Consider the following 23,020-nt stretch of genomic DNA (forward strand, 5'->3'; position numbering starts at 1 on the left):
AGCAACACATGGGTTTTCTCGCCGGTAAGCGCGTACTGATCGTCGGTGTCGCCAGCAAGCTGTCCATCGCATCCGGCATCGCTGCCGCCATGCATCGCGAGGGCGCTGAGCTTGCCTTCACTTATCAGAACGACAAACTGAAAGGTCGTGTTGAAGAATTCGCCCAAGGCTGGGGTTCGAGCCCTGAGCTGTGCTTCCCGTGCGACGTGGCCAGCGATGAAGAAATCGCCAAGGTCTTCGAAGCGCTGAGCAAGAAGTGGGACGGCCTGGACTGCATCGTCCACTCCGTTGGTTTCGCCCCGGGCGACCAACTGGACGGCGACTTCACCGAAGCCACCACCCGTGACGGTTTCCGCATCGCTCACGACATCAGCGCCTACAGCTTCGTGGCCCTGGCCAAAGCCGGCCGCGAAATGATGAAAGGCCGCAACGGCAGCCTGCTGACCCTGTCGTACCTGGGCGCCGAGCGCACCATGCCTAACTACAACGTCATGGGCATGGCCAAGGCTTCGCTGGAAGCTGGCGTGCGTTACCTGGCCGGCTCCCTGGGCCCGGACGGCACCCGCGTCAACTGCGTATCGGCTGGCCCGATCCGCACTCTGGCAGCCTCGGGCATCAAGAACTTCCGCAAGATGCTGGCCGCCAACGAAGCGCAAACTCCGCTGCGTCGCAACGTCACCATCGACGAAGTCGGCAACGCCGGCGCCTTCCTGTGCTCCGACCTGGCGTCGGGCATCAGCGGTGAAATCATGTACGTGGACGGCGGTTTCAACACCACCGCCATGGGCAACATCGAAGAGTGATCTTCGCTTAGCCGATAAAAAACCCGCCAATTGGCGGGTTTTTTATTGCCCACTGTTTCTGTGGGAGCGGGCTTGCTCGCGAATAGGCCGGCACATTCAACATTGAGGCTGTCAGACCGGACGCCTTCGCGAGCAAGCCCGCTCCCACAGAGATTGGTGGTAAACCCGACATTTGGATATGCCAGCAAAGAGGCTCTCACTGACAGCGCTTCAATTCCTGCTTATGCGCATACATCGCCCCGTCCGCATCCGCCAGCAGGCGATCTACGGTCTCATGGCGTTTCGAATCGTATTCAATCTGGCCGACGCTGAATCGAATCGCATAGCCCCGGTGCAACGTGGCATTGCGTTCTTCGAGAATTTCCTTGAGCCGCGCCATGATCGCCGTGGTTTCGATGTGGCTCGACCCGGTCAGCAGCGCGACAAACTCATCACCGCCCAGGCGCCCGACCACATCGCTCTCGCGAAAGGCGATGCGCAGCACATCAGCAAAGGTTTTCAGCGCACTGTCGCCTTCGGCATGGCCGTAGAGGTCGTTGATCTGCTTGAAGTCGTTGAGGTCGAAAAACAGCAGCGTCGCCGGTTTCTCCAGTCGCGCACAGGCGTCCAGTGCGTGCTGGGCCAGTTGCTTGAAGCCGCGACGGTTGGACAGCAGCGTCAGCTCGTCCATGCTCGCCATTTGCACCGCTGTCAACTCTTGCTCGGCCATTTCCGCGAGATCACGCAAGAGTGCGCGCTCTTCTTCGTCAAGATCGCGGGGTTTTGTGTCGATCAGGCATAACGTGCCCATTTTGTTGCCGTTGGGCACGGTCAGCGGATAACCGGCGTAGAAGCGAATGTTCGGGGCGCCGGTCACCAAGGGATTGTCGTGAAAGCGTTCGTCCTCGCGGGCATCACGCACCAGCAACAGTTCGTCTTGAAGTATCGCGTGGCCGCAGAAGGACACGTCTCGCGGAGTTTCAGTAGCGTCCAGGCCCACGCAAGACTTGAACCACTGTCGATCCTTGTCGACCAGCGTCACCAGCGCGATCGGCACATTGAACAGGCGTTTGGCCAGACGCGTCAGTCGGTCGAAACGCTCTTCGGGGGCTGAATCGAGGAGGTCAAGACCCTGCAGCACTTGTATTCGCACAGTTTCATTGGCGGGTTTTCCTGGCACCAGCATTCGCACACTCCATTGGCAGCAATGAACCTTAGCGTAGACCCGATTTGGTGATGCTTCATGTTCTCAACCGCCAGTCACCGGGCACGGCCCACCGGCATCGGCCCAGAGTTTGAATTGCGCGACAAATATATCGTGCGGAACCGGTACCGGCGCGCGCCCTGCCCCGGGGTTCCAGCCCCACAGCACCAGTTTGTCGTCGCTGACGTGTTTGATCAGCGCGGCGAAGTCGCGGTCACCGTTGCTCGAACGATCCTTGATCATCGCGCAGAGTTTGTCCGGCGGCAGGCCGATCCAGGCCATTTTGTGCGCGGCGGGCGGCAGGCTCCAGTGCGGCGCCCCCGGTGGCGCATGAGGGCCGTAACTGGCCGGCGGATTGCTTTCGGCGTGGCAGGTGGCGCACGGCAAACCGGCGGCACCTTTGCCGTCCATGCCGCGCACCACGTTCATCGCGTGAGGGATGCCGGCGTCAAACTGCAGCGGCGAATCCCCGGGAATATGGCAGTTCTGACAGCGCGGGCTTTGAAAGACTTTTTGAATCGTGCCGAAGGCCTTCAAGGCTTCCTGATCATCGGCAAACAGGTCCGAGGCATAGCCGCCTAGCCCAAGCAGAATCACCGTCCCCAACAGCAGATGTCGTTTCATCTCACACCCCCGACAATTGCAGCGGCAACTCACGCAGGCGTTGCCCGGTCAGGGCAAACACCGCGTTGGCCACCGCCGGCGCGGTCGGCGGCACACCGGCCTCGCCGATGCCGCCGGGTTTGTCGCTGCTCGGCACGATATGCACTTCAACCAGCGGCATTTCGTTGAGCCGCAACACCTGATAATCGTGGTAATTGGACTGCACGACATGCCCGTCCTTGAGCGTCAGTTTGCTGTGCAACGCCATGCCCAGACCGAAGGTGATGCACGATTCCATCTGCGCCGCGATGCTCTGCGGGTTGACCGCAATTCCGCAGTCCACCGCGCATACTACCCGATGCACGCGAATCGCCAGATTGTCCTGGGACACCTCGGCGACCTGCGCCACATAACTGCCGAACGATTCGTGCACGGCCACGCCCAGCGCATGACCGTCCGGCAGCGGCGCTGTCCAGTTGGCCTTCTCCACCGCCAGATTGAGGACGCCGAGATGCCGCGCATGATCCTTGAGCAGCGTTCGTCGGTATTCCACCGGATCCTTGCCCGCCGCCATGGCCATTTCATCGATCAGCGACTCCATGACAAACGCGGTGTGGCTGTGCCCCACCGAGCGCAGCCACAGCACGTTGATGCCGGTCTGCGGCGAATGCAGGTCGACCTGATGATGCGCCAGGCCTTTAACGTAAGGGCTGTCGGCCACGCCCTCGACCGAGGTCGCGTCGATGCCGTTCTTGACCATCGTCGCCTCAAGCATGGTGCCGGCCATGATCGACTGCCCCACCAGCACATGCTGCCAGCTCGACGGCAAGCCATCGGCACCGAGGCCAATCCGCGCCTGATGCAGGAACATCGAGCGGTAATAGCCGCCACGGATGTCATCCTCCCGCGACCACACGGTTTTCACCGGCATGCCCGCGGCTTTCGCCACTTGCACCGCTTCGGCGACAAAGTCCGACGTCGGGTTGGCGCGGCGGCCAAAACCACCGCCGAGAAATTCGGTGTGAATCTCGACCTGTTCCGGTTTCAGACCGGTGATCTTGCCGGCGACCATTTGATCCAGTGTCTGAAACTGCGTGCCGGTCCAGATTTCGCACTTCTCTGCGCTGATTTTCACCGTGCAGTTGAGCGGTTCCATCGGCGCGTGAGCCAGATACGGCACGCTGTATTCGACGTCGATCTTCTTCGCCGCTTTGCCGAAATTGCCCTTGGCATCCCCGGCCTGCGTGGCGGACGTACCCGGCGTCGCCGCCAGTTTGCGGAAACTTTCCAGCAGTTTTTCGCTGCTCAGATCGGCATGCGGGCCCAGATCCCAATCGACCTTCAGCGCATCCCGTCCCAGTTTCGCCGCCCAGTAATGTTCGGCAATCACTGCCACACCCGTCGGCACCTGCAGCACCTTGTGCACGCCGGGCACCGCCAGCGCCTCAGCACCCTCGAAGGATTTGACGCTGGCGCCGAACACTGGCGCGCGCGCGACCATTGCGGTCATCAAGCCGTCGAACTGCACGTCCATGCCGAATTTGGCGCGGCCGGTGATTTTCTCCGGGGTATCGAGGCGTCTGGTCGGCTTACCAATGATTTTCCAGTCTTTGGCTTGCTTGAAGCTGATCGACTTGGGATCCGGCACCGGCAATTGCCCGGCGGCGTCCGCCAGTTCGCCGTAGGTCGCGCGTTTATCGCCGGCGATGACCACGCCGGATTCCGTGCGAATCGCCGACGGCGCCACGTCGAATCGCTTGGCCGCCGCCTCGATCAGCATTTGTCGCGCGGTCGCACCCGCCAGTCGATAGCGGTCGAACTCCATCCACGTCGAGGTCGAGCCGCCAGTGATCTGCATCCCGCCGAAGGCCGGCATGCCGTAATCGGTGGCCGAAGCCGGCGAGTGTTCGACGCGGATTTTCGACCAGTCGGCGTCGAGTTCTTCGGCGATCAGCATGGTCAGGCCGGTCCAGATGCCCTGCCCCATTTCGGAATGGCCGAGGAGCACGGTGACGCTGTTGTCCGCCGCAATCCGTAAAAACGCATTCGGCGCAAAGACCTTGCCTTCATTGTCCGCCGCCAGTGCAAAGCGGTGGGCACCGGGCACCACAAACGCCACCACCAGACCGCCGCCAAACACGGCGCTGCCCTTGAGAAACCCGCGACGCGATACCGGACTGTTCATGGTCTCTCTCCCGTCGGGCTTAACCGATCTCGGCCGCGCGTTTGACCGCTGCGCGGATTCTTGGATAAGTGCCGCAGCGGCAGATGTTGCCGGAGAGCGCCTGATCGATATCGCTGTCGGTGGGTTTGGGGATTTTCGCCAACAAGGCAGCGGCCGACATGATCTGCCCGGACTGGCAGTAACCGCACTGCACCACGTCGAGTTCGGCCCAGGCCTGCTGCACCGGGTGCGAGCCGTCGCTGGAGAGGCCTTCGATGGTGAGTATTTTCTGCCCGTGAGCCACCGCCGTGGCCGGGGTGATACAGGCGCGTAACGGCGCGCCATCGACATGCACGGTGCAGGCGCCGCACTGGGCCATGCCGCAGCCGAATTTGGTACCGGTCAAATGCGCGACGTCGCGCAGGACCCAGAGCAACGGCATGTCCGCCGGGACATCGAGCTCCTGATCCTTGCCATTGATGTTCAAGGTCAGCATCGGGGATTTCCTCAGACTCACGGTGTTCTGAAGGGGCGTCACTGCGGCCATACAAGCCTGCGCGCGCCTCGGCTTATCCCTTTCAGCTAAGCGTAATTTGCGCCCGGGGCCAGACGTTGCGACCACCGGTCATGCAGATGTCGACTTTAATCCTACAGTTGATAACGGCTCGCAAGCCTGCGAGCCGCGCGCACTCGTCATAAGCGAAACCGCTCCGCGAACGCCTTCGCGGGTTATCCACCCTATTGGTCAGGAGTAGCGAACATGGGATTTGTCACCACCCAGGACGGCGTCGAGATTTTCTACAAGGACTGGGGGCCGAAAGACGCCCCGGTGATCCACTTTCACCACGGCTGGCCGCTCAGCTCGGACGACTGGGACGCGCAGATGCTGTTCTTCCTCGCCAACGGTTTTCGCGTGATTGCCCATGACCGCCGCGGGCACGGGCGCTCGAGCCAGGTCGGGGACGGGCACGACATGGATCACTACGCCGACGACGTGCTGGCCGTGGTCAAGCACCTCGGGGTGAAAAACGTCGTGCATGTCGGCCACTCCACCGGCGGCGGTGAAGTCATTCATTACATCGCCCGCCACGGTCAGGGCAACGTAGCCAAAGGCGTATTGATCAGCGCCGTGCCGCCACTGATGGTCCAGACCGCAAGCAATCCCGGTGGCTTGCCAAAGTCGGTGTTCGATGATTTTCAGGCGCAACTGGCGGCGAATCGCGCCCAGTTTTACCGCGACATCCCGACCGGCCCGTTCTATGGCTACAACCGGCCCGGCGCCAAGCCTTCGGAAGGCATCATCGCCAACTGGTGGCGCCAGGGCATGATCGGCGGGGCCAAGGCGCATTACGACGGGATCGTGGCGTTTTCCCAGACCGATTTCACCGAAGACCTGAAAAAAGTCACCGTGCCGGTGCTGGTGATGCACGGCGAAGATGACCAGATTGTGCCGTACGCAAACTCGGGGCCACTGTCGGCGAAGTTACTGCCCAATGGCACGTTGAAGTCGTATCCGGGCTTCCCCCACGGGATGCCGACGACGGAAGCACCGACGATCAATGCTGACTTGCTGGCGTTTATTCGCGGGTGAAAACGGCGGGCGTTTCCTTCCGCTAATCCTCGGAACGCCCGCTCTTGTCACGGTCACGCTCGAAGCGGCGCAGCGATTCAAACGCCGGCAGCCACGATTCGCGGCGCACGGTCCAGAGTTCGTATGTGGGTTTTAGCTGGTCCGGCGCATCCAGCGAGCCCAGATTCACTTCGACTTCGTCACCGCTGCGGGCGAATACCGGTGAGCCGCAGCGTGGGCAAAAGTGTCGTCCGTTGTACTCGCCGGTTGTGCCGCTGACCTTGACGGCGTTTTCGGGAAATATTGCCGAGCCGTGAAACAGCGCGCCATGGTGTTTGCGGCAATCCATGCAATGGCACAGGCCGATGCGGTACGGCCGCCCCGTTGCCTCGATGCGCACGTCGCCGCACAGGCAACCGCCGCTGTATTTCTCGTCCACGTCACACCTCCGCATCCCATGAAAATCCGCTGAGTGAAAATAGCAGCCGCTGCGCCGAACGCTTACAATCGCGGCCATTTCCGTTAATTAACAGGCTAGTTCGTTTCATGGCGCTCGACCCTTTGACCCTGCTGACCCTTTCGGTCGCCCTCGCCGCTGCAGCCGCGCTTTATCTGGCGGTGGAGTGGCGCAGCATTCGAGAGCCTTCACTGCTGTTCTGGAGTGCCGGTTTCGCGACGATCACCGTCGGCTCGACGCTGGCCTTGTTGCGCGCACAGGGTTTTCCGTTGATCGGTATCTGGTTCGCCAACGGTTTGCTGGTGGTCGCACACTGGTTGTTTCTGCTGGGGGTCGCTCGCTTCACGCAAACCCGCCTGTCGCGTGGCTGGTACCTGATTTTCATGATCTGGCTGGCGCTGTTGTTGCTTCCGGAAGACCCGTCCTGGTCGAAGATCATGCTGATGGCCAACTCGCTGCTGGTGGCGTTGCTGATGCTGCGCGCCAGTCTGTTGCTGCGACCGCACGGCAAATCACTGAGCGTGGGCGCCGTGCAGTTGCGTTACGTGTTGCTGATCCATGGGCTGTTCTATTTCGCCAAGGCCATGACTGCGGTGGTTCCGGGCACATTGATCGATCTGGCGGCGCTGCGTGGCGAAATCATTCAGATTTCGCTGGTCGAGGGCGCGATGGCGATCATGTTGATCGCGTTGTCGATGACCGGCACCGAACGCTACCGCCGCGAACAGCAGATCGCCCGACTGGCCGCCCGCGACCCGCTGACGGCGCTGTACAATCGCCGCGCTCTGGAAGTACGTGCGCCGCGTTTGTTTATCGACGTTTCCAGTGCCCGCCCCGGCGCCCTGCTGCTGATCGACATCGACAACTTCAAACTGGTCAACGACCTTCATGGCCACACTGCCGGCGACCGCTTGCTGATCGCCTTGAGTGAAATGATTCGCGCCGAGCTGCCGCAAGGTGCGCTGGCCGCCCGACTGGGGGGTGATGAGTTCGTGGTTCTGCTGGGCAATGCTTCGCACGAGCGGGTCGTCGAGTTGGGCAGCACGTTGCGCGAGCAGTTTCACCAGTACGCCGCGCGCACTTTCGTCACCCCGGCGGCGGTGACATTGAGCATCGGCGCCACGCTGTTCGAGCAGGCGCCGGCTAATCTGACCGCGTTGATCGAGCAAGGCGACGCAGCGTTGTACGAGTCCAAACGGGGCGGCCGCGACCGGATTCGCGTCATCGTGCCGGCGGTTGCCGAAGATCAAGCGGTGCAGCCCCGCTAGTCGCGACCCCGGTGATTGAAGCGCTATGCTTGCCTTGCCCTTCCTTCATCGCAGCGGAATCACCATGAGCGCCCCCGAATCAACGCTGTTGCAGAGCTGGCACGACAACGCCCAGGCGTGGATCGAAGCGATCCGCAGCGGCGCCATCGAAAGCCGTCGACAAGTTACCGATCAGGCCATTCTGCTGGCGATTATGGGCCGTCAACCTGAACGCGTGCTCGACCTCGGCTGTGGCGAAGGCTGGTTGCTGAGGGCGTTGGCCGAGCGGGGTATTGAGGCAGTGGGCGTCGATGGCGACGCGACGCTGATCGACGCCGCGCGAACCGCTGGCACTTCACAGGTGCACGTGGCGAGTTATGCGGCGCTGGCCGAAGCGCAGGTGGACATCGGTCGCGACTACGCGCTGATCTGCGCCAATTTCTCGCTGCTGCATCAGGACATCATTCCGCTGATGGCGGCGATGAACGCCTTGCTGGCCCCAGGCGGTGCGCTGGTGATTCAGACGCTGCACCCTTGGGCGGTGGCGGCCGGCGATTATCAGGATGGCTGGCGCGAAGAAACCTTCGCCGGAATCGCCGGCCAGTGGCAGCCGATGCCGTGGTATTTCCGCACCTTGTCGAGCTGGTTGAATGCGCTGGACATGGCCGGGTTTCGGCTGACCAGCCTGCAGGAGCCGCAACACCCGCAAAGCGCCGTGCCGCAATCTTTGCTGATGATCGCCGAGCGACGTTAGCGCCGCAGGGCTGAATGTTCAGCAGCCCAGCGACACCTCACCCCTAAAAGCAAACCAATATCATTTGCGCACCTTCGTGCCTTTTGGTTTAATCGCGACCCATTCTTATTTAGACCCGTAACGGTCGCTCTGGACGCTTGCTCTGATGACGGTCGCCGACGCCTCTCTCGTGCAAAATCTCTACCTCAGCCATCACCGCTGGCTGCACGAGCTATTGCGCCGGCGGCTGAGTAACGCAATGGATGCCGCCGACCTCGCACACGACACCTTCATCCGCGTGCTGAAACGGCCGCAGACGTTCAACGGCGAAGTCCATGAGCGCTCGTATCTGGCGACCATTGCCCGGGGCTTGTGCGTTGATCACTGGCGACGCCGGCAACTTGAGCAGACCTGGCTGGAAACCCTCGCCAGCCGTCCACCGGCCGCGCAACCGTCGCTGGAACAACAGGCGATCATCATCGAAACCCTGCACGAAGTAGATGCGATGTTGCAGCGTCTGCCGCAGCGGGTCAGCGATGCGTTCATCCTCGCGCAGTTGCACGGTATGCCTTACAGACTGATCGCCGAAGAACTGGGTGTCAGCGAGCGAATGGTCAAAAAGTACCTGGCGCAGGCCTTGATGCATTGCGCGATCCTTGAAGCTGAACTCGATGGCCTGCTGATTGAATAAGCCTGCCCACAGCCTCAGCCACGCCAGTCTCGAACAAGCCGCGCAATGGTATGTGCAACTGCACGACGAACAGGTCGCCGAGCACGAACGCCTGAGTTGGCAGGCATGGCTGGCACAAAGTCCCGAACATCAGGACGCGTGGCGTTATGTCGAACGGGTCGGCCAACGCTTCGCGCCACTGCAGAACGATAACGAAAGCCACGCCATCAGCCACACCCTGCGCAACACGGCGCGCGCGTCGTTCAGTCGTCGACAGTCGCTCAAAGGCTTGCTGATTCTCGCGGCGACCGGGCTGAGCGGTCTGGCAGTGTGGCGCGGCTCGCCCCTGGTCAAACGCCTCAGCGCCGACCTGTCGACCGGCACCGGGGAAACCCGCGAAACCACCCTCAGCGACGGCAGCCGGATCTGGCTCAACGCGCTCAGCGCCCTGAACGTGCGTTTTGACGCCACGCAACGGTTGCTGCAATTGCGCGCCGGCGAAGTGTTGATCGACACCGCCAAAGACGCCACGCGCCGTTTTGTCGTGGCCACCGAACAGGGCCAGATGCGCGCGTTGGGCACGCGCTTCAGCGTGTGCCAGAACGACCGCAACACCTTGTTGAATGTCTATCAGGGCGCGGTCGAAGTGCGCAACCTGCAGGGCCAGACCCAAGTGGTGCAGGCCGGGCAGCAACTGGCTTTCAGTGGCAGTCGATTGGGCATCGCGACCGCCGCCAGCCCATCGCGTGAGGCCTGGCGTCAGGGCCTGTTGCTGGCGGACAACCTGCCTCTGGGCGAGCTGATTGAAGAACTCGGCCGCTACCGCCCGGGGCACCTGCATTGCGATCCAGAGGTGGCGCAAGTGCCGGTCATGGGTTCGTTCCCGCTCAGGGACACCGATCAGGCGCTGCGCCTGCTGGAAGCGGCGCTGCCGATCCGCGTCGACAAGACCTTCGACTGGTGGGTCAGCGTCGGCCCGCGTGGCTGATTTATTTCGCCTCACGGTTCCCTTTTGCTTTGTTCATTCGGTTAACCCTAAGCCGCCCTCACTTCGTTGACCGCCTCCGGGAACTCCATGTTGCGCTCCACCCTCGCCTGTACCCGTTTTGCCCTGGCTCTGGCGTCTGCCTTGCCGGGGCTGTGCGCACCGGTTGCGCGGGCGGATGCAGTGAATGCACAAACGCACGCCTATTCGCTCGCGCCCGGTTCATTGGTCGAGGTGCTCAACCGTTTTGCCGAACAGAGTGGCGTATTCCTCGCCGGCCACAACGACCTCGCCGCCGACAAGCGCAGCCCAGGCCTGAGGGGCAATTACACCCCCGGACAAGCGCTGCAGATCCTGCTCAAGGACAGCGGCCTGCAAGCCCAACCGCAAAGCGGCGGCGGTTATGTCCTGCGCAGCGCCAACAGTGCCGGTTCGCTGCAACTGGACGCCACCACCATCTCCGGCAAAACCCTCGGCGCCATTACCGAAGACACTCACGCCTACACCACCGGCCAGACATCTTCGGCCACCGGCCTGCCGCTGTCCCTGCGCGAAACCCCGCAATCGGTGACCGTGATCACCCGCCAGCAACTCGACGATCAGGGCGCCACCGGGATCGCCGATATCCTGCGCCGTGCGCCCGGCATCAGCGTGCAGAACTACGACAGTGAACGCTGGGAGTTTTCCAGTCGCGGCGCGCCGATCACCAATTTCCAGTACGACGGGGTCAACACCGATTACGACGGTGTCTACGATTACGGCACCACCAGCACCGACATGGCCACGTTCGACCGCATCGAAATCATCAAAGGCGCCAGCGGCCTGATGACCGGCTCCGGCGATCCGTCCGCCACCGTCAACCTGATCCGCAAACGCCCGACGCCAGCCTTTCAGGCTGCGCTCAGCGCTGGCGTCGGTTCGTGGGACAACTACCGCAGCGAAGCAGACGTCGCCGGGCCGCTGACCGCGAGCGGCAATCTGCGCGCACGCTTCGTCGGCGTTCATCAACAGCGCAGCGCCCACGCCGATCACTACCTGAACAGCAAAGACATCGCCTACGTCATCGTCGAAGCCGACCTGACGCCGCAGACGTTGCTGACCCTCGGTTTCGACCAGCAGAACACCCGCTCGCGCGGCGCGAGCTGGACCGGTTTCCCGATGTTTTACAGCGACGGCTCACGGACCAGTTTTTCCCGCTCGTTCAACCCGGCCACGGACTGGAGTCGCCGCGACTTCAGCAACCAGACGCTGTTCGTCGCCCTCGCCCGGCAATTGCCAAATGACTGGACGCTGAAACTCAGCTACGACCGCAAACACCGCGAGCACGACACCCTGCTCGGCTCCGCCAGCGGCGGCAATCCGGATCCGCTGACGGGCGACGGAATGTTTCTGTACATGGGCAAATTCAAGGGTGACGAGGTGCAAGACAACCTCGATCTGCACCTCAATGGCCCGTTCAATCTGTTCGGGCGCGAGCACCAGTTGATGGCCGGTTTCATGTCGATGAACACCCGGCAGGACAACCCGGTCTACGGTTCGGTCTACCCGCCATTGGCCGGCAGCATTTTCGACTGGCGCGGCGAGTTCGCCAAACCCGATATCCCGCCAGTCGGCCACGATGCTATCCGCCAAAGGCAGACGGGCGCGTACGTCTCGACGCGCCTGAAGGCCAGCGACGATCTGGCGTTGATTCTTGGTGGGCGAGTCAGCCAGTTCACCGCCAGCGATCACCTCGACTACAACGACCCGGGCACCGCCGATGTTCGCGACGGCTATCGCCAGACCGGCGTGGTCACGCCGTACGCGGGCATCGTCTACGACCTCAACGACAGCTACTCTCTGTACAGCAGTTACACGCGTATTTACCAACCGCAGTTGAGCAAGGACGCCACGCGTCAGGTACTCGACCCGGTGCAGGGCGACAGTTATGAAGCGGGGATCAAGGCCGAGTACTTCGACGGTCGGCTCAACGCCGGTTTTGCCGTGTTTCGCATCGAGCAGGACAACGTCGCCGAGCAAGTCAGCGGTTTCGACAATCAAGCGGTGTACCGCGCCGTGCAAGGTGCGACCACCAAAGGGTTCGAGTTCGAACTGGCCGGCGAAGTCGCCGAAGGCTGGAACCTCTCTGCCGGCTACGCCTACAACCACACCCGCGACGCCAAGGGCGATCCGGTCTACGCCTCGATCCTGAAAACCACCGCACCGGAGCAATTGATCCGCCTGTTCACCACCTATCGTCTGCCCGGTTCCTGGGAAAACCTGACGCTGGGCGGCGGCGTCAGTTGGCAGAGCGCGTTTTTTGGCGACGTCTTTCAACCCGCGGCCGGGCAGAACGTGCGCATCACTCAGGACAGTTACTACCTGGTCGACGCGATGGCGCGTTATCGCTTCAACGAGCATGTGAGCAGCACGCTCAACATCAAAAACCTGCTCGACAAGACCTACTACACCGGGCTGGGCAACTTCGGCACCGGTTTCTATGGCGAACCGCGCAGCCTGCAGCTGACCACGCGCTGGGATTTCTGATTGGCAGCCACTTGTCGATCTACGGCTCCGCCAGACGACCAAGGACTGACTACGCTGTTATTCCAGACTGTCTAACCTGCCGAGGACAACTGTCATGCAACGCTTTCAGAAACTCACACCCTGCCTGTGGTTCGACGATCAAGCGGAAGCGGCCGCGAAGTTTTACTGCACGATCTTCGATCACTCGAAAATCACCGGCCTGACCCACTACAGCAAGGTCGGTCAGGAATTTCACGGTAAGCCGGAAGGTGCGGTCATGACCGTCAGCTTCGAACTCGACGGCCAGACCTTCACCGGCCTCAATGGCGGGCCGATGTTCAAGTTCAGCGAAGCCATTTCATTTCAGGTCAATTGCCAGAACCAGGAAGAGGTCGACCACTTCTGGGGCAACCTCTCGGCCGGTGGCCCGGTCGAGGCGCAACAGTGCGGCTGGCTCAAGGACAAGTTCGGCGTATCGTGGCAGATCGTACCGGTGGCGTTCATGCACATGATGACCGACCCTGACCAGACCAAGGCGCAACGGGCGATGCAGGCCATGTTCGGGATGAAAAAACTCGACATTGCCGAACTGGAGCGGGCGTTTGCCGGGCAGAGCTAATACACTCGGGCTCTGGCCTGCCGAGAACCACAACAATGAAACACGCTGCCGCCAAGAACCCCGAACAAGCTCCGCGCTTCTGGCGCGACGACGCCCTGCCCTTTATCGAAGCGCGGGCCATCGCCGATGGGCGTGAGGTCTGCTACTCGCGGCATTCCCACGCGCATTTTTCCATTGGAGCGATTACCGCCGGGCGCAGCACTTATGTGCATGAACAATCCTCGTTCGAAGTGGCGGCCGGCACGGTGGTGCTGATGAATCCGGGGGACGTGCACGCGTGCAACCCGATCGATGATCAGCCGTGGTCGTATTTGATGTTGTATGTGGAAACGCCGTGGCTGACGGATTTGCAGCATCAGTTGGGGTTCAGTGCGGAACTTGAGTTTCGGCGGTTTTCCGATACGCACTTGAAGGATGCTCGCCTGTTTCGCGACTTGAATACGTTGTACGCCGTACTGGTCGACGATCAGCAAGACGTGCTGCGCAAACAAAGTGCAGCGGTGGAGTTTTTCAGCGACCTGCAACTGCGCCTGAACCCAATCGAACCTCCGCTGCGCGAACCGAACTTCAAACTCGAACGCGCCGCCGACTTCATCCGTCAGCAATGTACCGACCTGCTCAGCCTCGACGACATCTGCGCGGCTGCCGAGCTGTCACCGTCCTACCTGATTCGCGCGTTCAAACAACACTTCGGCATGACGCCCCATGCGTTTTTGGTCAACCAGCGCATTCAGTTCGCCCGCGAACGGTTAAGGGGCGGCCAGTTGATTGCGGATGTGGCGCTGGAGGCAGGGTTTGCCGATCAGGCGCATTTTCAGCGGGCATTCAAACAGCATCTGGCGGCAACACCGGGCCAGTATCGGGGGTGAAGAAAAACGGCCCGCATTGCTGCGGATAAAGTCATTTGGGCACCACTGCGATCGCACCGAGAGTGAATTGATTTGACCATCCTAAAGAGCTATATAAATCGTCGATTAATGAGTAGAAGCCTATTTGCCAGCCAAACCCAAGCGTGATCGGGATTCCGTAGCTGACCATATATATGCCTCCATTTTCAACGTCAATATTCCCAAACACGTCTCGCAAAACATGGGTGAAGTTGGCTTCAAGGTTTGGAAGAGTCAGTATGTTAACGGCAGGAGTAACCCCTCCCTGGTTTTTTACCCATTCTTGTGCCGCAACATTACCTTCTTTTCCTGGGAAAACAGGACGGGTCTGGATAAGCTCGAACACATTGGATACCTGCACGGGATATGAAACCTTTTCACCTGATTGGTCGCTAACCTGAATATTGGCCGATCCCGACTTAAGGCCACTCACCTTTCCACCCGATGTAACCGAAGCCACTGCTGAATTGTCGGATTGATAGAAGTATGGAGGGATTCCTTCCGTCGGCGTTCGTGCAGCTGTATTGCCTGGTACTTCCTTAGAGGACCAGCCGTATCTCTGGATAAACTTCACGGCATTCAACACCATCAGTGTTTGATCGATCACCAATCGAGCAACAACGGTCAGGGTCCAGACATTGGAGTACACAGTCCCGGGGTGATACAGCGACTGAATGTAGAACCGGTGGGCGCCCTTCGCGACCGTGATGGTGATCGAATAGTTGCCCGCCGCGTTGGCGGTCACCTTACCCAACGGCTTCGCGGTCGCGCCGCTGCCATCGTACAACTCACCCCGCTGGTCAGGGCTCAGCTTGCCGCTGATCACCAGCGTGTTCGCCGTGGTCGACCCTCCTTTCGCAACAAGCTTACCGGTGGCGGTGTTCTCGTTCACGCTGCCGATGGTCGGCGCGATGAGCGCCACAGCCTTGACCGTGTACACCTGATCCGGAAACTTCGTCGCTGTCGCAAAGTTGTTGCTCTTGTCCTCCGACACCCAGAATTGCACCGTCAACGACTTACGGTCACCCAGTTGCGCCAGATAGCTATTAAGCACGTTCTGCACATATTTGCCCTGACTGATCCAGGTCGGATTAGTCTGCGCCGGCAGGCCGTTCCAGAGTTGCAGGTCATGCGCGCTGCCGTCGGTCTTGAACCCCAGCAATTTCAGCCAACATGGCTGGCCAGCTACCATGCCGCTCCAGGTCAGCGCATGAAGCGTTGCGTCTTTTCCTGCCAATGCTGCGACGTCCAGCACCCCGCCATTGGCCTCTGCGTCCAGAATAATGGGCCGGTGGAGCACCCGCCGGCTGACGGTATACACCTGATCCGGAAACTTCGTCGCCGTCGCAAAGTCGTTGCTCTTGTCCATCGACACCCAGAACTGCACCGTCAACGACTTACCGTCAGCCAGTTGCGCCAGATAGCTGTTGAGCACGTTCTGCACATATTTGCCGGAGCTGATCCACGTCGGATTGGTTCTCGCTGGCAAACCGTTCCAGAGTTGCAGGTCATGCGCGCTACCGTCAACCTTGAACCCCAGCAACTTCAGCCAGCATGGTTGGCCATCCACCATGCCACTCCAGGTCAGTGCATGCAGTGTTGCGTTTTTGCCATTCAGCAGCGTTACGTCCAGCACTTTTTTGTTTGCCTCGGCCTCTAGGATGATCGGGGGATTCAACACCTGTTGCACAGCCTTGATCATGTACACCTGATCCGCAAACTTGGTCGCCGTCGCAAAGTTGTTGCTCTTGTCTTCCGATACCCAGAACTCCATCAACAAACCGAAGCCATCGGCCAATTGGGACAGGAAACTGGCCGGCAGCGGTTTTGGCCAGAAGCCCTGGCGGACCCAGGTCGCATTGACCTGACTGGCACCGCCATTCCAGATCCGCAAGGTGACGGTTGAGCCGTCTGGTTTCTGCCCGGTCAGTTTCAGCCACACCTGCTGCCCCACCTCGATTCCCGTCCATATCTGGCCGTGAATCGTGGCGTTTTTGCCGTTCAGTGCTGTCACGTCGAGAATTTTGTCCGGTTCCCCCTGTACGATGATTGGCGGGTTATACACTTTCTGATTGGCGGTGATGGAGATTGAAGTCGTCGGCGACAATTTGCGGTTGCTCAGCTGATCGACCACCGTGGCGCTCACCGGATGGGTGCCGTCACCGATCTGCTGAAGGTCTGCAGTCGTCAGGGTGTAGGTGATCGGGTTGGCAGGATGGACGTAGGCAATGGTTTTACTCCACGTCCCCACGGTCAGCTTTACCACGTCATATTCGCGTGGATAGCTGCGCGTGAGGGTGATCGTGGCCGGCTGCCCCGGGCCGATGCTGGCCGGATGGCTGACCGTGATACCGGAGGCCGGGTTGTTGAACAGCACGTTCAGTATCGGATCGGATTTATCTTTACTACCGCTGACCCGGGTGACTTCGTAGTACAGCGTATTGCGACCATCCTTCAACCCTCCCCAAGGTAACTCCATAAAAATGCGGTCGTTCTCTTCGCCTGGCTTGATCGGCTTGATCACGGATGTCGCCTGGCCGTTGACCCACAGCCTTACGGAGTCACCTGCTGCAAAAAGAGTGGAAAACAACGTGATCGGGTCGATCACCATAAAGAGTTTGGTGGATGGCGAATGAATGCTTTCGGGAATGCCGAGATGGTAGGCCCCTGGCGGTTGCAGGTTTTCTTCTGCGCCGGGAATGGCCATCGGATATAGCTGGAGCAAGGCGTTGATTTGTGTCGAATTGACGTTGATGCTCATGTTGCTCTCCTGGCGTACGGTGAGAAGCCATCTTCGGGGCGAGGTTCATGACACCGCGAAAGGAGAACGTCGTCACCTGTCAGATCTGACAGGTGAGCGTGGTTTACAGACGAATGGTCGTCGACGAACATTTTTCCAGCAGACACAAAAACGGCCCCGGAATGGGGCCGTTTCGGTTTTATCAATCAGACACGGGGCTCAGCCGCCACCTCCAGCTTGTCCAGCGCCCGATTCACCGCCAGCTCTGCGATACGAAGAGGTGCCCGCTATACGCGCTCTAGAACCGGCAGACCCGAAGGTCTCCCACGTACAGCCGCTATAAAACTTGAGTATGTTGTGCGTCCAGAGATTGCGGGCTGCGAGACCGGTCGCTTATTTATCATCGAGCCGGAAACGGCGGATTCTGGTGGATGCGTAGGCAATGGCGCAAGGTATTGTGGATTGTCGGAAGCATCCTTAATCACCTTTAAACCCATGGCTCGCCACGCTTACGGCAGCAACAGATACCCCGCACTCATCGCCAGCAACAACGCCATCATCCGGTTGAACCATCGCATCCCCGCCGGATTGCCGAGATAACCGCGCAAGAACGTCCCGGCATACACCCAGCAACCCACCGACAGATAACAGATCACCAGATACACCGCCGCAAACTGCCAGACCAGTCGCGCCTCGCCATCGGCGACAAATGCGCCCATCCCCGCCACGCAGGCCAGCCAGGCTTTGGGGTTGAGCCACTGCATGACCGCGCCGTACAACATCGAGGGCGCACGGCCGGTTCCGCCGGTATTCAATTGCCCGTCATCACTGGCCAGTTTCCAGGCCATGAACAGCAGAAACGCCACGCCGGCCAGTTGCACCACGCGGGTCATGAACGGCCAAAGTTTGAGCACTTCGTGCAACCCCAGCCCCATCAGCACCAGCAGCAGCACAAACCCCAACGTGGCGCCCGCGACATGACGCTGACTGGCACGAAAGCCGAACTGCGCCCCCGCGCTCAACGCCACAATATTCACCGGCCCCGGGGTAATGGACGCAGCCAGAGCAAACGCCGCCATCGACACAATCAGACTCATCGCACACCTTCTTCAAAACGAGGAACAAGGCGCTCACCCTAACCAGCGCCTCATCCCGGGTATTGAAGAAAATCGCCCTGACAACACCATTCCTGCATCCCCCGACCATTACTGTGGGAGGGGGCTTGCTCCCGAAAGCGGCAGGTCAGGCGACATCCATGCTGAATGTGCCGGCCCCTTCGTGAGCAAGCCCACTCCCACCCTGAATTTGTGGGCAGCCCCAAGTCCTGCATCCACCGACAAACTGTGGGAGTGGGCTTGCTCCCGAAGGCGGCAGGTCGGGCGACATCCATGCTGAATGTGCCTACCCCTTCGTGAGCAAGCCCACTCCCACCCTGAATTTGTGGGCAGACCCAAGTCCTGCATCCATCGACAAACTGTGGGAAGGAGCTTGCTCCCGAAGACGGCGGGTCAGGCAACATCAATACTGAATGTGCCGGCCCCTTCGTGAGCAAGTCCACTCCCACCCTGGATGTGTGGGCAGACCCAAGTCCTGCATCCATCGACACTCCCGGACTGACTATCAATCCAGGCGCGGCACGGTGAAACGGAACTCACTGCCCTGCCCTGGCTCGCTCATCGCGACGATCCGCCCGCCGTGGGCTTCGACGATGCCTTGAGTGATGTACAAACCGAGGCCGGTGCCGGTCGGATTGCCCTCTTTCACGGTCCAGTAACGGTCGAACACGTGCGGCAAATGTTCCTTGGGAATGCCTTCGCCGCTGTCGCGCACGATAAAGACGATTTCGCCGTCGACGGACTTGGCGTGTACGTCCACCGTGCCCAGACGTGGGGTGAACTTGATCGCGTTGCCGACCAGGTTCGACAACACCTGGAACAGCCGCTCCGGGTCGGCATGAATGCGCAGGTCCGGATCGGCCTCGAAGGAAATGCTGATGTCTTTGTCCAGCGCCAGCGGCGCGAGCAGCGACTGCGCTTCCTCGAACATCTGGCTGACTTCGAGTTTCTGCGGCGTGATGGTGTAGCGTCCGGCGTCGATTTTCGACGTGTCGAGCAAGTCTTCGAGCAGCGTGTTCATGCGCCCGGCCGCCTGCTGCATGGTGTCGATAGCCGTGGAAATGCGTCGAGAGGTGTGCGGCCCATCAGAGCTGAAAGCCTTTTGCATCATGCCGCAAAGCATCGAAATCACTGTCATCGGGTTACGCAGGTCATGGGACACCACCGCCACCAGTTCATCGCGGGCGCGCACCGCTTCCTGCTCGCGGCGCACTTGCCGGGCAAGGTCGTTCTCGAGTGCCGAGCGGCGCAGATCGTTGGCCGCAAACAGATCACCGTGACTCCATTTGGTGGAGATCCCGGCCATTTCGACTTTCCAGATTTCGAACGAAGTACGCGGGCGCAAACGCAGGCCGGCGTCGGAGTTTTCCAGATCCAGCGGCTTGCGCGGGTCGCCGCTCCAGTTGATGTTCTCTTTGACTTCCGGGCGGAACCACAGCACGCCGTTGTCCACCGGTTTAGGCAGGCTCATGGCAAGCACACCGCTGGCGACCTGCTGATAATTCGCCGCTGGCGGGTAGACACTGGCCAGGTGATGACTGGCAAACACCGGTTCACCGTTCTCCTGCAGCCATTTGTGCAACGCGCGGATGTCGTCCGGCTCGGGGCAATTGCCGTAGCGGTGCAGCTGCTTGTCTTCGATGATCGCGATACCGCCGGCATTGGCCAGCGCCATCAGCACTTCGGGCTGCGCGGACAAACCATCGAAGACGTTTTGCGGCGAATCGATCATCGCCTGATTGAGCAACGCCAGCGCCTCGACCTTTTCCTCACGCTGACGGCTGACTTCCAGGGCTTCCATCGCGCTGATCTGCAGCGACAGCACCTGGCCGATGGTCTGGCACGCGGTGCGCAGTTCATGCGGAACGTGCAGCGGCTGGCGGTTGCCGCAACTGATCAGGCCCCAGAGTTTGTCGCCCTTGAGCAGGGAAATGCTCATCGACGACAGCACGCCCATGTTCTTCATGTATTGGCAATGAATCGGCGACACGCTGCGCAGCGTGGCGAAGCTCAGGTCCAGCGGGGTCTGGGTGTCCGGGCGCAACTTGGGCACCAGCGGCACCGGTTGATAGTCGGCATTGGGGATGATCCGCAGCCAGTTGGTGCGGTACAACTCGCGGGCCTGCTCGGGGATGTCGGACGCCGGGAAAAACAGACCGTTGAACACTTCCATCGACGGATCGGACGCTTCGGCGATGACCTGACCGTGGCCCTCTTCTTCGAAGCGATAGATCAGCACCCGGTCGTAACCGGTCATGGCCTGAATCTCGTTGACGCTGATGTCGTACAACGCCTGTAGATTTTTGGCCGCCTGCAAGCGCTGGAGCATGCGCCCGAGGTGGGTTTCGCGCCCGGCGACATTGCGTGGCTGGAAGTTTTCGACGTGTATTTCCAGCTCCAGAATCAGAACATCCTGATGCCGGTGCAGCAGGCCTTCGAACGCCGTGCCGTTGAGGCGAAAGTGCAACGGTGCAGCGTCGGACAACGCCGCTTGCTGCAACGCTTCGCGCACCTGGGCGGCGTAAGCGTCACCGATCAGGCTCGCCAGCGGCTGGCCGATCAGCCCGGCGGGCGGACGCGCCAACAACGCTTCGACGTTGGCGCTGATCTGAATGATGTCGAGTGCCGGTTCGCTCAGGGTCAGCAGCAAACCGTGCGGCTGGATCGCACCGGGAAAACGAATCGGTTCGTCGGCGCAGTTGGCCAGCAGTTCTTCAAAGGCTTCTTTGTCTTGCGGGGTCATACCAGTACCTCCTGGCTTTCGAGCCAGCGCTCGAAACAGCTGAATGTGGTGTGTGCCGCCGTCACAACGGCATTGCGCTCGTCCGCATCCATGGGTCGACTGCCAAGGTATTCGATGAAATCACGCCAGCGACGTCCGGTCGCTGCGCCATAAATGTCGAGAAACGCCGCGCCGTTCCTGGCTTCCAGACCTAAGCGCGCAGAGATTTCCCGGCGCAGAATCTGCCCGCCAAGCGTGGCGCCTTCAAGCACGTACAACACGCCGAGGCAGGCAGCGCTGGAATCAATGACCGGTAACTGACCGCAGATCGGCAAATTATCCAAGGCCGGGGGCGAGACACCCAGCGCCTGCAGGTCGCCGCGCAGGGTCGCGGTCTTGAGCCGTGGGCTCAGGTCGAAGTCAGCGGGAATGGCCTGGCTTTGCTGCAAGGCATTTTCCAGCGGCTGATAGAAACCGTAATAGGCCTGCATCAAGCGCTCGAAGGCTTTCAGATCGAGGGAATCGGAAAAAAAAGGAAGGCGTTTTTCCAGTGCGATGTGCAGTTCGGCAGTGCCGGCCCGCAGATCTTGCAGCACCGGTGGCACATAAACTTCACGGGCCTTTGCTTGCATGTATGTCGCTCTTGGTGGGGCCGCCTGGGGCCATACGGGGTTAGCGAAGCGTCGGGGAAATCTTACACGGCAAATACCGGTTTTGACCGCGCGGATAAGTTTTTCTGCCGCCACCATCACCCTTTGAGTGGTTCTGAGTGCCTGTTCCTTGAAAAAGTTCGAGTGGATTGACCAGCGCCACCGACGCTGTACTGCGACGGCGTCGCCTGACTGTATGGGTATTACGGCGCGAACCTTGTGATAAAAACAGCGCTCTGGTTTCAGGAGCCTTCGTCATGGATCTCGCTACGCTCTCGCTGTTTCTGCCGGCCTGTTTCGCCCTGAACATGGCCCCCGGCCCGAACAATCTGTTGTCGGTCAGCAACGCCACCCGCTACGGCTACCGCCGCGCCTGCACGGCCGGGATCGGGCGGATTCTGGCATTCGCCGGGATGATCGCCCTCGCCGGCGCCGGCCTGTCGGTGGTGCTGCAAACGTCGGAATGGCTGTTCCATGCGATCAAGATCATTGGCGCGGCGTATCTTTTGTACCTGGCCTGGCAATTGTGGCGCGCCAATCCTGAAGCCGAGCAGTCGGTGAACGCTGCCGAGTTCGGGTTCTTCGCGTTGGCGCGACAGGAGTTTCTGGTGGCGGCAGGCAACCCGAAAGCCATCTTGCTGTTCACCGCCTTCCTGCCACAGTTCGTCGACCCGAGCCGCGCCATCACCCCGCAGTTCATGCTGCTGGGCGTGCTGTTCCTGTCGCTGGAATGGATCGCCATCGGCACCTATGCGTGGATGGGCCTGAACCTGCGCCGCTGGTTCGCCGAACCGCGCGGCAAACGGATCTTCAATAGTTGCTGCGCGGGTTTATTGTCGGCGGCGGCTTCGGTGTTGCTGATGGCCAAACGGGCCTAAGCTTCGGACGGGCCTTTGAGCTCGACCTGATTGCCGTCCGGGTCGAAGCAATACAGCGACAGGCCGTTGCCCTCGGCGCCGAAGCGAGTCGCAGCCTTATCGACACTCAGACCACAGGATTGCAGGTGACTGATCAACGCCGCTTCATCGAACGGCTCGATGCGCAGGCAGAAGTGATCGACATTGCGCCGTTCACTGCCGGCAGCGGCGCCGCCCTTGCGGCCGATTTCGCCGTCGAGGTCGACCAGGTCGATCATCGACGTGCCGGCGCGCAGGTGTACCAGACCGAACTTTTCGTTGCGCTTGACCACTTCGGCACCGACGACCCGGTCGTAGAAATCAATGCTGCGTTGCAGGTCGGCGACGCGCAGCACGATGTGGTCGATGTGTTGAATCGTGAACGGTGGCATACAGGCAATTCCCGAGTTGTAGCGACCCGATCACTGTAGTGCAGCGGCCCGAAAATTCACTGTCGATTTTTCGGTGGAG

At 60.6% G+C, this 23,020-nt stretch carries 20 protein-coding genes; 10 read left to right on the forward strand and 10 right to left on the reverse strand.

Going from position 1 to position 23,020, the window contains the following annotated elements; genetic code table 11:
* The first annotated feature begins 8 nt into the window (after positions 1-8).
* Positions 9-803 (forward strand): enoyl-ACP reductase FabI, encoded by a 795-nt coding sequence (gene fabI / locus F2P67_RS12445; protein ID WP_007910591.1) that lies wholly within the window; start codon positions 9-11, stop codon positions 801-803.
* A gap of 196 nt (positions 804-999) precedes the next feature.
* Here fabI and F2P67_RS12450 read toward each other — a convergent pair whose 3' ends face one another.
* From F2P67_RS12450 to F2P67_RS12465, 4 genes are all read right to left on the reverse strand, one after another.
* Complete coding sequence (locus F2P67_RS12450; protein ID WP_166220738.1) at positions 1,000-1,968, reverse strand: GGDEF domain-containing protein; 969 nt, start codon at positions 1,966-1,968, stop codon at positions 1,000-1,002.
* A 63-nt stretch (positions 1,969-2,031) separates the two neighbouring features.
* Positions 2,032-2,610 carry a hypothetical protein gene (locus F2P67_RS12455; RefSeq protein WP_166220740.1) on the reverse strand — a complete coding sequence of 193 codons (579 nt, stop codon included), beginning with the start codon at positions 2,608-2,610 and terminating at the stop codon, positions 2,032-2,034.
* A gap of 1 nt (position 2,611) precedes the next feature.
* Positions 2,612-4,774, reverse strand: a complete 2,163-nt coding sequence (locus F2P67_RS12460) for a xanthine dehydrogenase family protein molybdopterin-binding subunit (RefSeq protein ID WP_166220742.1) — start codon at positions 4,772-4,774, stop codon at positions 2,612-2,614.
* 19 nt (positions 4,775-4,793) lie between these two features.
* Positions 4,794-5,249, reverse strand: coding sequence for a (2Fe-2S)-binding protein (locus F2P67_RS12465; RefSeq protein WP_166220744.1), 456 nt, complete (start codon positions 5,247-5,249; stop codon positions 4,794-4,796).
* A 264-nt stretch (positions 5,250-5,513) separates the two neighbouring features.
* On the opposite strand from F2P67_RS12465, the gene F2P67_RS12470 reads away from it, so the two are divergent.
* Positions 5,514-6,344 (forward strand): alpha/beta fold hydrolase, encoded by an 831-nt coding sequence (locus F2P67_RS12470; protein WP_166220746.1) that lies wholly within the window; start codon positions 5,514-5,516, stop codon positions 6,342-6,344.
* 22 nt (positions 6,345-6,366) lie between these two features.
* Here F2P67_RS12470 and F2P67_RS12475 read toward each other — a convergent pair whose 3' ends face one another.
* The gene (locus tag F2P67_RS12475) at positions 6,367-6,762 is read right to left on the reverse strand and encodes a GFA family protein (RefSeq protein WP_343045152.1); all 396 of its coding nucleotides are present in this window, start codon (positions 6,760-6,762) and stop codon (positions 6,367-6,369) included.
* 107 nt (positions 6,763-6,869) lie between these two features.
* Between F2P67_RS12475 and F2P67_RS12480 the strand changes: the two genes are divergently transcribed.
* The 7 genes from F2P67_RS12480 (at position 6,870) to F2P67_RS12510 (ending at position 14,408) form a co-directional block, all read left to right on the forward strand.
* A complete protein-coding gene (locus tag F2P67_RS12480) occupies positions 6,870-8,048 on the forward strand; it encodes a GGDEF domain-containing protein (RefSeq protein ID WP_166220750.1) in 1,179 nt (392 codons plus the stop codon).
* Between the two features lie 64 nt (positions 8,049-8,112).
* The gene (locus tag F2P67_RS12485) at positions 8,113-8,781 is read left to right on the forward strand and encodes a class I SAM-dependent methyltransferase (RefSeq protein WP_166220752.1); all 669 of its coding nucleotides are present in this window, start codon (positions 8,113-8,115) and stop codon (positions 8,779-8,781) included.
* A gap of 145 nt (positions 8,782-8,926) precedes the next feature.
* Positions 8,927-9,451, forward strand: a complete 525-nt coding sequence (locus F2P67_RS12490) for a sigma-70 family RNA polymerase sigma factor (protein ID WP_166220754.1) — start codon at positions 8,927-8,929, stop codon at positions 9,449-9,451.
* Positions 9,444-10,418: a FecR domain-containing protein gene (locus tag F2P67_RS12495; RefSeq protein ID WP_166220756.1), complete on the forward strand. Its 975-nt coding sequence runs from the start codon at positions 9,444-9,446 to the stop codon at positions 10,416-10,418. Before F2P67_RS12490 ends, F2P67_RS12495 begins: the two co-directional genes overlap by 8 nt.
* A gap of 87 nt (positions 10,419-10,505) precedes the next feature.
* Complete coding sequence (locus F2P67_RS12500) at positions 10,506-12,941, forward strand: TonB-dependent siderophore receptor (RefSeq protein ID WP_166220758.1); 2,436 nt, start codon at positions 10,506-10,508, stop codon at positions 12,939-12,941.
* 94 nt (positions 12,942-13,035) lie between these two features.
* Positions 13,036-13,539 carry a VOC family protein gene (locus F2P67_RS12505; protein ID WP_166220760.1) on the forward strand — a complete coding sequence of 168 codons (504 nt, stop codon included), beginning with the start codon at positions 13,036-13,038 and terminating at the stop codon, positions 13,537-13,539.
* 35 nt (positions 13,540-13,574) lie between these two features.
* Positions 13,575-14,408 (forward strand): AraC family transcriptional regulator, encoded by an 834-nt coding sequence (locus F2P67_RS12510; protein ID WP_166220762.1) that lies wholly within the window; start codon positions 13,575-13,577, stop codon positions 14,406-14,408.
* Positions 14,409-14,439: 31 nt separating this feature from the next.
* Here the strand turns inward: F2P67_RS12510 and F2P67_RS12515 are convergent, their stop codons facing one another.
* The 4 genes from F2P67_RS12515 to F2P67_RS12530 form a co-directional block, all read right to left on the reverse strand.
* Positions 14,440-17,187 carry an Ig-like domain-containing protein gene (locus tag F2P67_RS12515; protein ID WP_166220764.1) on the reverse strand — a complete coding sequence of 916 codons (2,748 nt, stop codon included), beginning with the start codon at positions 17,185-17,187 and terminating at the stop codon, positions 14,440-14,442.
* Between the two features lie 488 nt (positions 17,188-17,675).
* The gene (locus F2P67_RS12520) at positions 17,676-18,263 is read right to left on the reverse strand and encodes a LysE family translocator (RefSeq protein ID WP_166220766.1); all 588 of its coding nucleotides are present in this window, start codon (positions 18,261-18,263) and stop codon (positions 17,676-17,678) included.
* 523 nt (positions 18,264-18,786) lie between these two features.
* Positions 18,787-21,024, reverse strand: coding sequence for an ATP-binding protein (locus tag F2P67_RS12525; protein WP_166220768.1), 2,238 nt, complete (start codon positions 21,022-21,024; stop codon positions 18,787-18,789).
* Positions 21,021-21,635: a biliverdin-producing heme oxygenase gene (locus F2P67_RS12530; protein WP_166220770.1), complete on the reverse strand. Its 615-nt coding sequence runs from the start codon at positions 21,633-21,635 to the stop codon at positions 21,021-21,023. Before F2P67_RS12530 ends, F2P67_RS12525 begins: the two co-directional genes overlap by 4 nt.
* A gap of 275 nt (positions 21,636-21,910) precedes the next feature.
* On the opposite strand from F2P67_RS12530, the gene F2P67_RS12535 reads away from it, so the two are divergent.
* On the forward strand, positions 21,911-22,531 hold the full coding sequence (locus F2P67_RS12535) for a LysE family translocator (protein WP_166220772.1): 621 nt from the start codon (positions 21,911-21,913) through the stop codon (positions 22,529-22,531).
* Here F2P67_RS12535 and F2P67_RS12540 read toward each other — a convergent pair.
* On the reverse strand, positions 22,528-22,941 hold the full coding sequence (locus tag F2P67_RS12540) for a VOC family protein (RefSeq protein WP_166220774.1): 414 nt from the start codon (positions 22,939-22,941) through the stop codon (positions 22,528-22,530). The two genes, F2P67_RS12535 and F2P67_RS12540, sit on opposite strands and share 4 nt — an antisense overlap.
* Positions 22,942-23,020 lie beyond the last annotated feature (79 nt).

The organism is Pseudomonas atagonensis (genome assembly GCF_011369485.1).
GTDB lineage: Bacteria > Pseudomonadota > Gammaproteobacteria > Pseudomonadales > Pseudomonadaceae > Aquipseudomonas > Aquipseudomonas atagonensis.

Coding starts and splice junctions, on each gene's coding strand:
- fabI (WP_007910591.1), top strand. CDS start 9: ATGGGTTTTCTCGCCGGTAAGCGCGTACTGATCGTCGGTGTCGCCAGC.
- F2P67_RS12450 (WP_166220738.1), bottom strand. CDS start 1,968: ATGCTGGTGCCAGGAAAACCCGCCAATGAAACTGTGCGAATACAAGTG.
- F2P67_RS12455 (WP_166220740.1), bottom strand. CDS start 2,610: ATGAAACGACATCTGCTGTTGGGGACGGTGATTCTGCTTGGGCTAGGC.
- F2P67_RS12460 (WP_166220742.1), bottom strand. CDS start 4,774: ATGAACAGTCCGGTATCGCGTCGCGGGTTTCTCAAGGGCAGCGCCGTG.
- F2P67_RS12465 (WP_166220744.1), bottom strand. CDS start 5,249: ATGCTGACCTTGAACATCAATGGCAAGGATCAGGAGCTCGATGTCCCG.
- F2P67_RS12470 (WP_166220746.1), top strand. CDS start 5,514: ATGGGATTTGTCACCACCCAGGACGGCGTCGAGATTTTCTACAAGGAC.
- F2P67_RS12480 (WP_166220750.1), top strand. CDS start 6,870: ATGGCGCTCGACCCTTTGACCCTGCTGACCCTTTCGGTCGCCCTCGCC.
- F2P67_RS12485 (WP_166220752.1), top strand. CDS start 8,113: ATGAGCGCCCCCGAATCAACGCTGTTGCAGAGCTGGCACGACAACGCC.
- F2P67_RS12490 (WP_166220754.1), top strand. CDS start 8,927: ATGACGGTCGCCGACGCCTCTCTCGTGCAAAATCTCTACCTCAGCCAT.
- F2P67_RS12500 (WP_166220758.1), top strand. CDS start 10,506: ATGTTGCGCTCCACCCTCGCCTGTACCCGTTTTGCCCTGGCTCTGGCG.
- F2P67_RS12505 (WP_166220760.1), top strand. CDS start 13,036: ATGCAACGCTTTCAGAAACTCACACCCTGCCTGTGGTTCGACGATCAA.
- F2P67_RS12510 (WP_166220762.1), top strand. CDS start 13,575: ATGAAACACGCTGCCGCCAAGAACCCCGAACAAGCTCCGCGCTTCTGG.
- F2P67_RS12515 (WP_166220764.1), bottom strand. CDS start 17,187: ATGAGCATCAACGTCAATTCGACACAAATCAACGCCTTGCTCCAGCTA.
- F2P67_RS12520 (WP_166220766.1), bottom strand. CDS start 18,263: ATGAGTCTGATTGTGTCGATGGCGGCGTTTGCTCTGGCTGCGTCCATT.
- F2P67_RS12525 (WP_166220768.1), bottom strand. CDS start 21,024: ATGACCCCGCAAGACAAAGAAGCCTTTGAAGAACTGCTGGCCAACTGC.
- F2P67_RS12530 (WP_166220770.1), bottom strand. CDS start 21,635: ATGCAAGCAAAGGCCCGTGAAGTTTATGTGCCACCGGTGCTGCAAGAT.
- F2P67_RS12535 (WP_166220772.1), top strand. CDS start 21,911: ATGGATCTCGCTACGCTCTCGCTGTTTCTGCCGGCCTGTTTCGCCCTG.
- F2P67_RS12540 (WP_166220774.1), bottom strand. CDS start 22,941: ATGCCACCGTTCACGATTCAACACATCGACCACATCGTGCTGCGCGTC.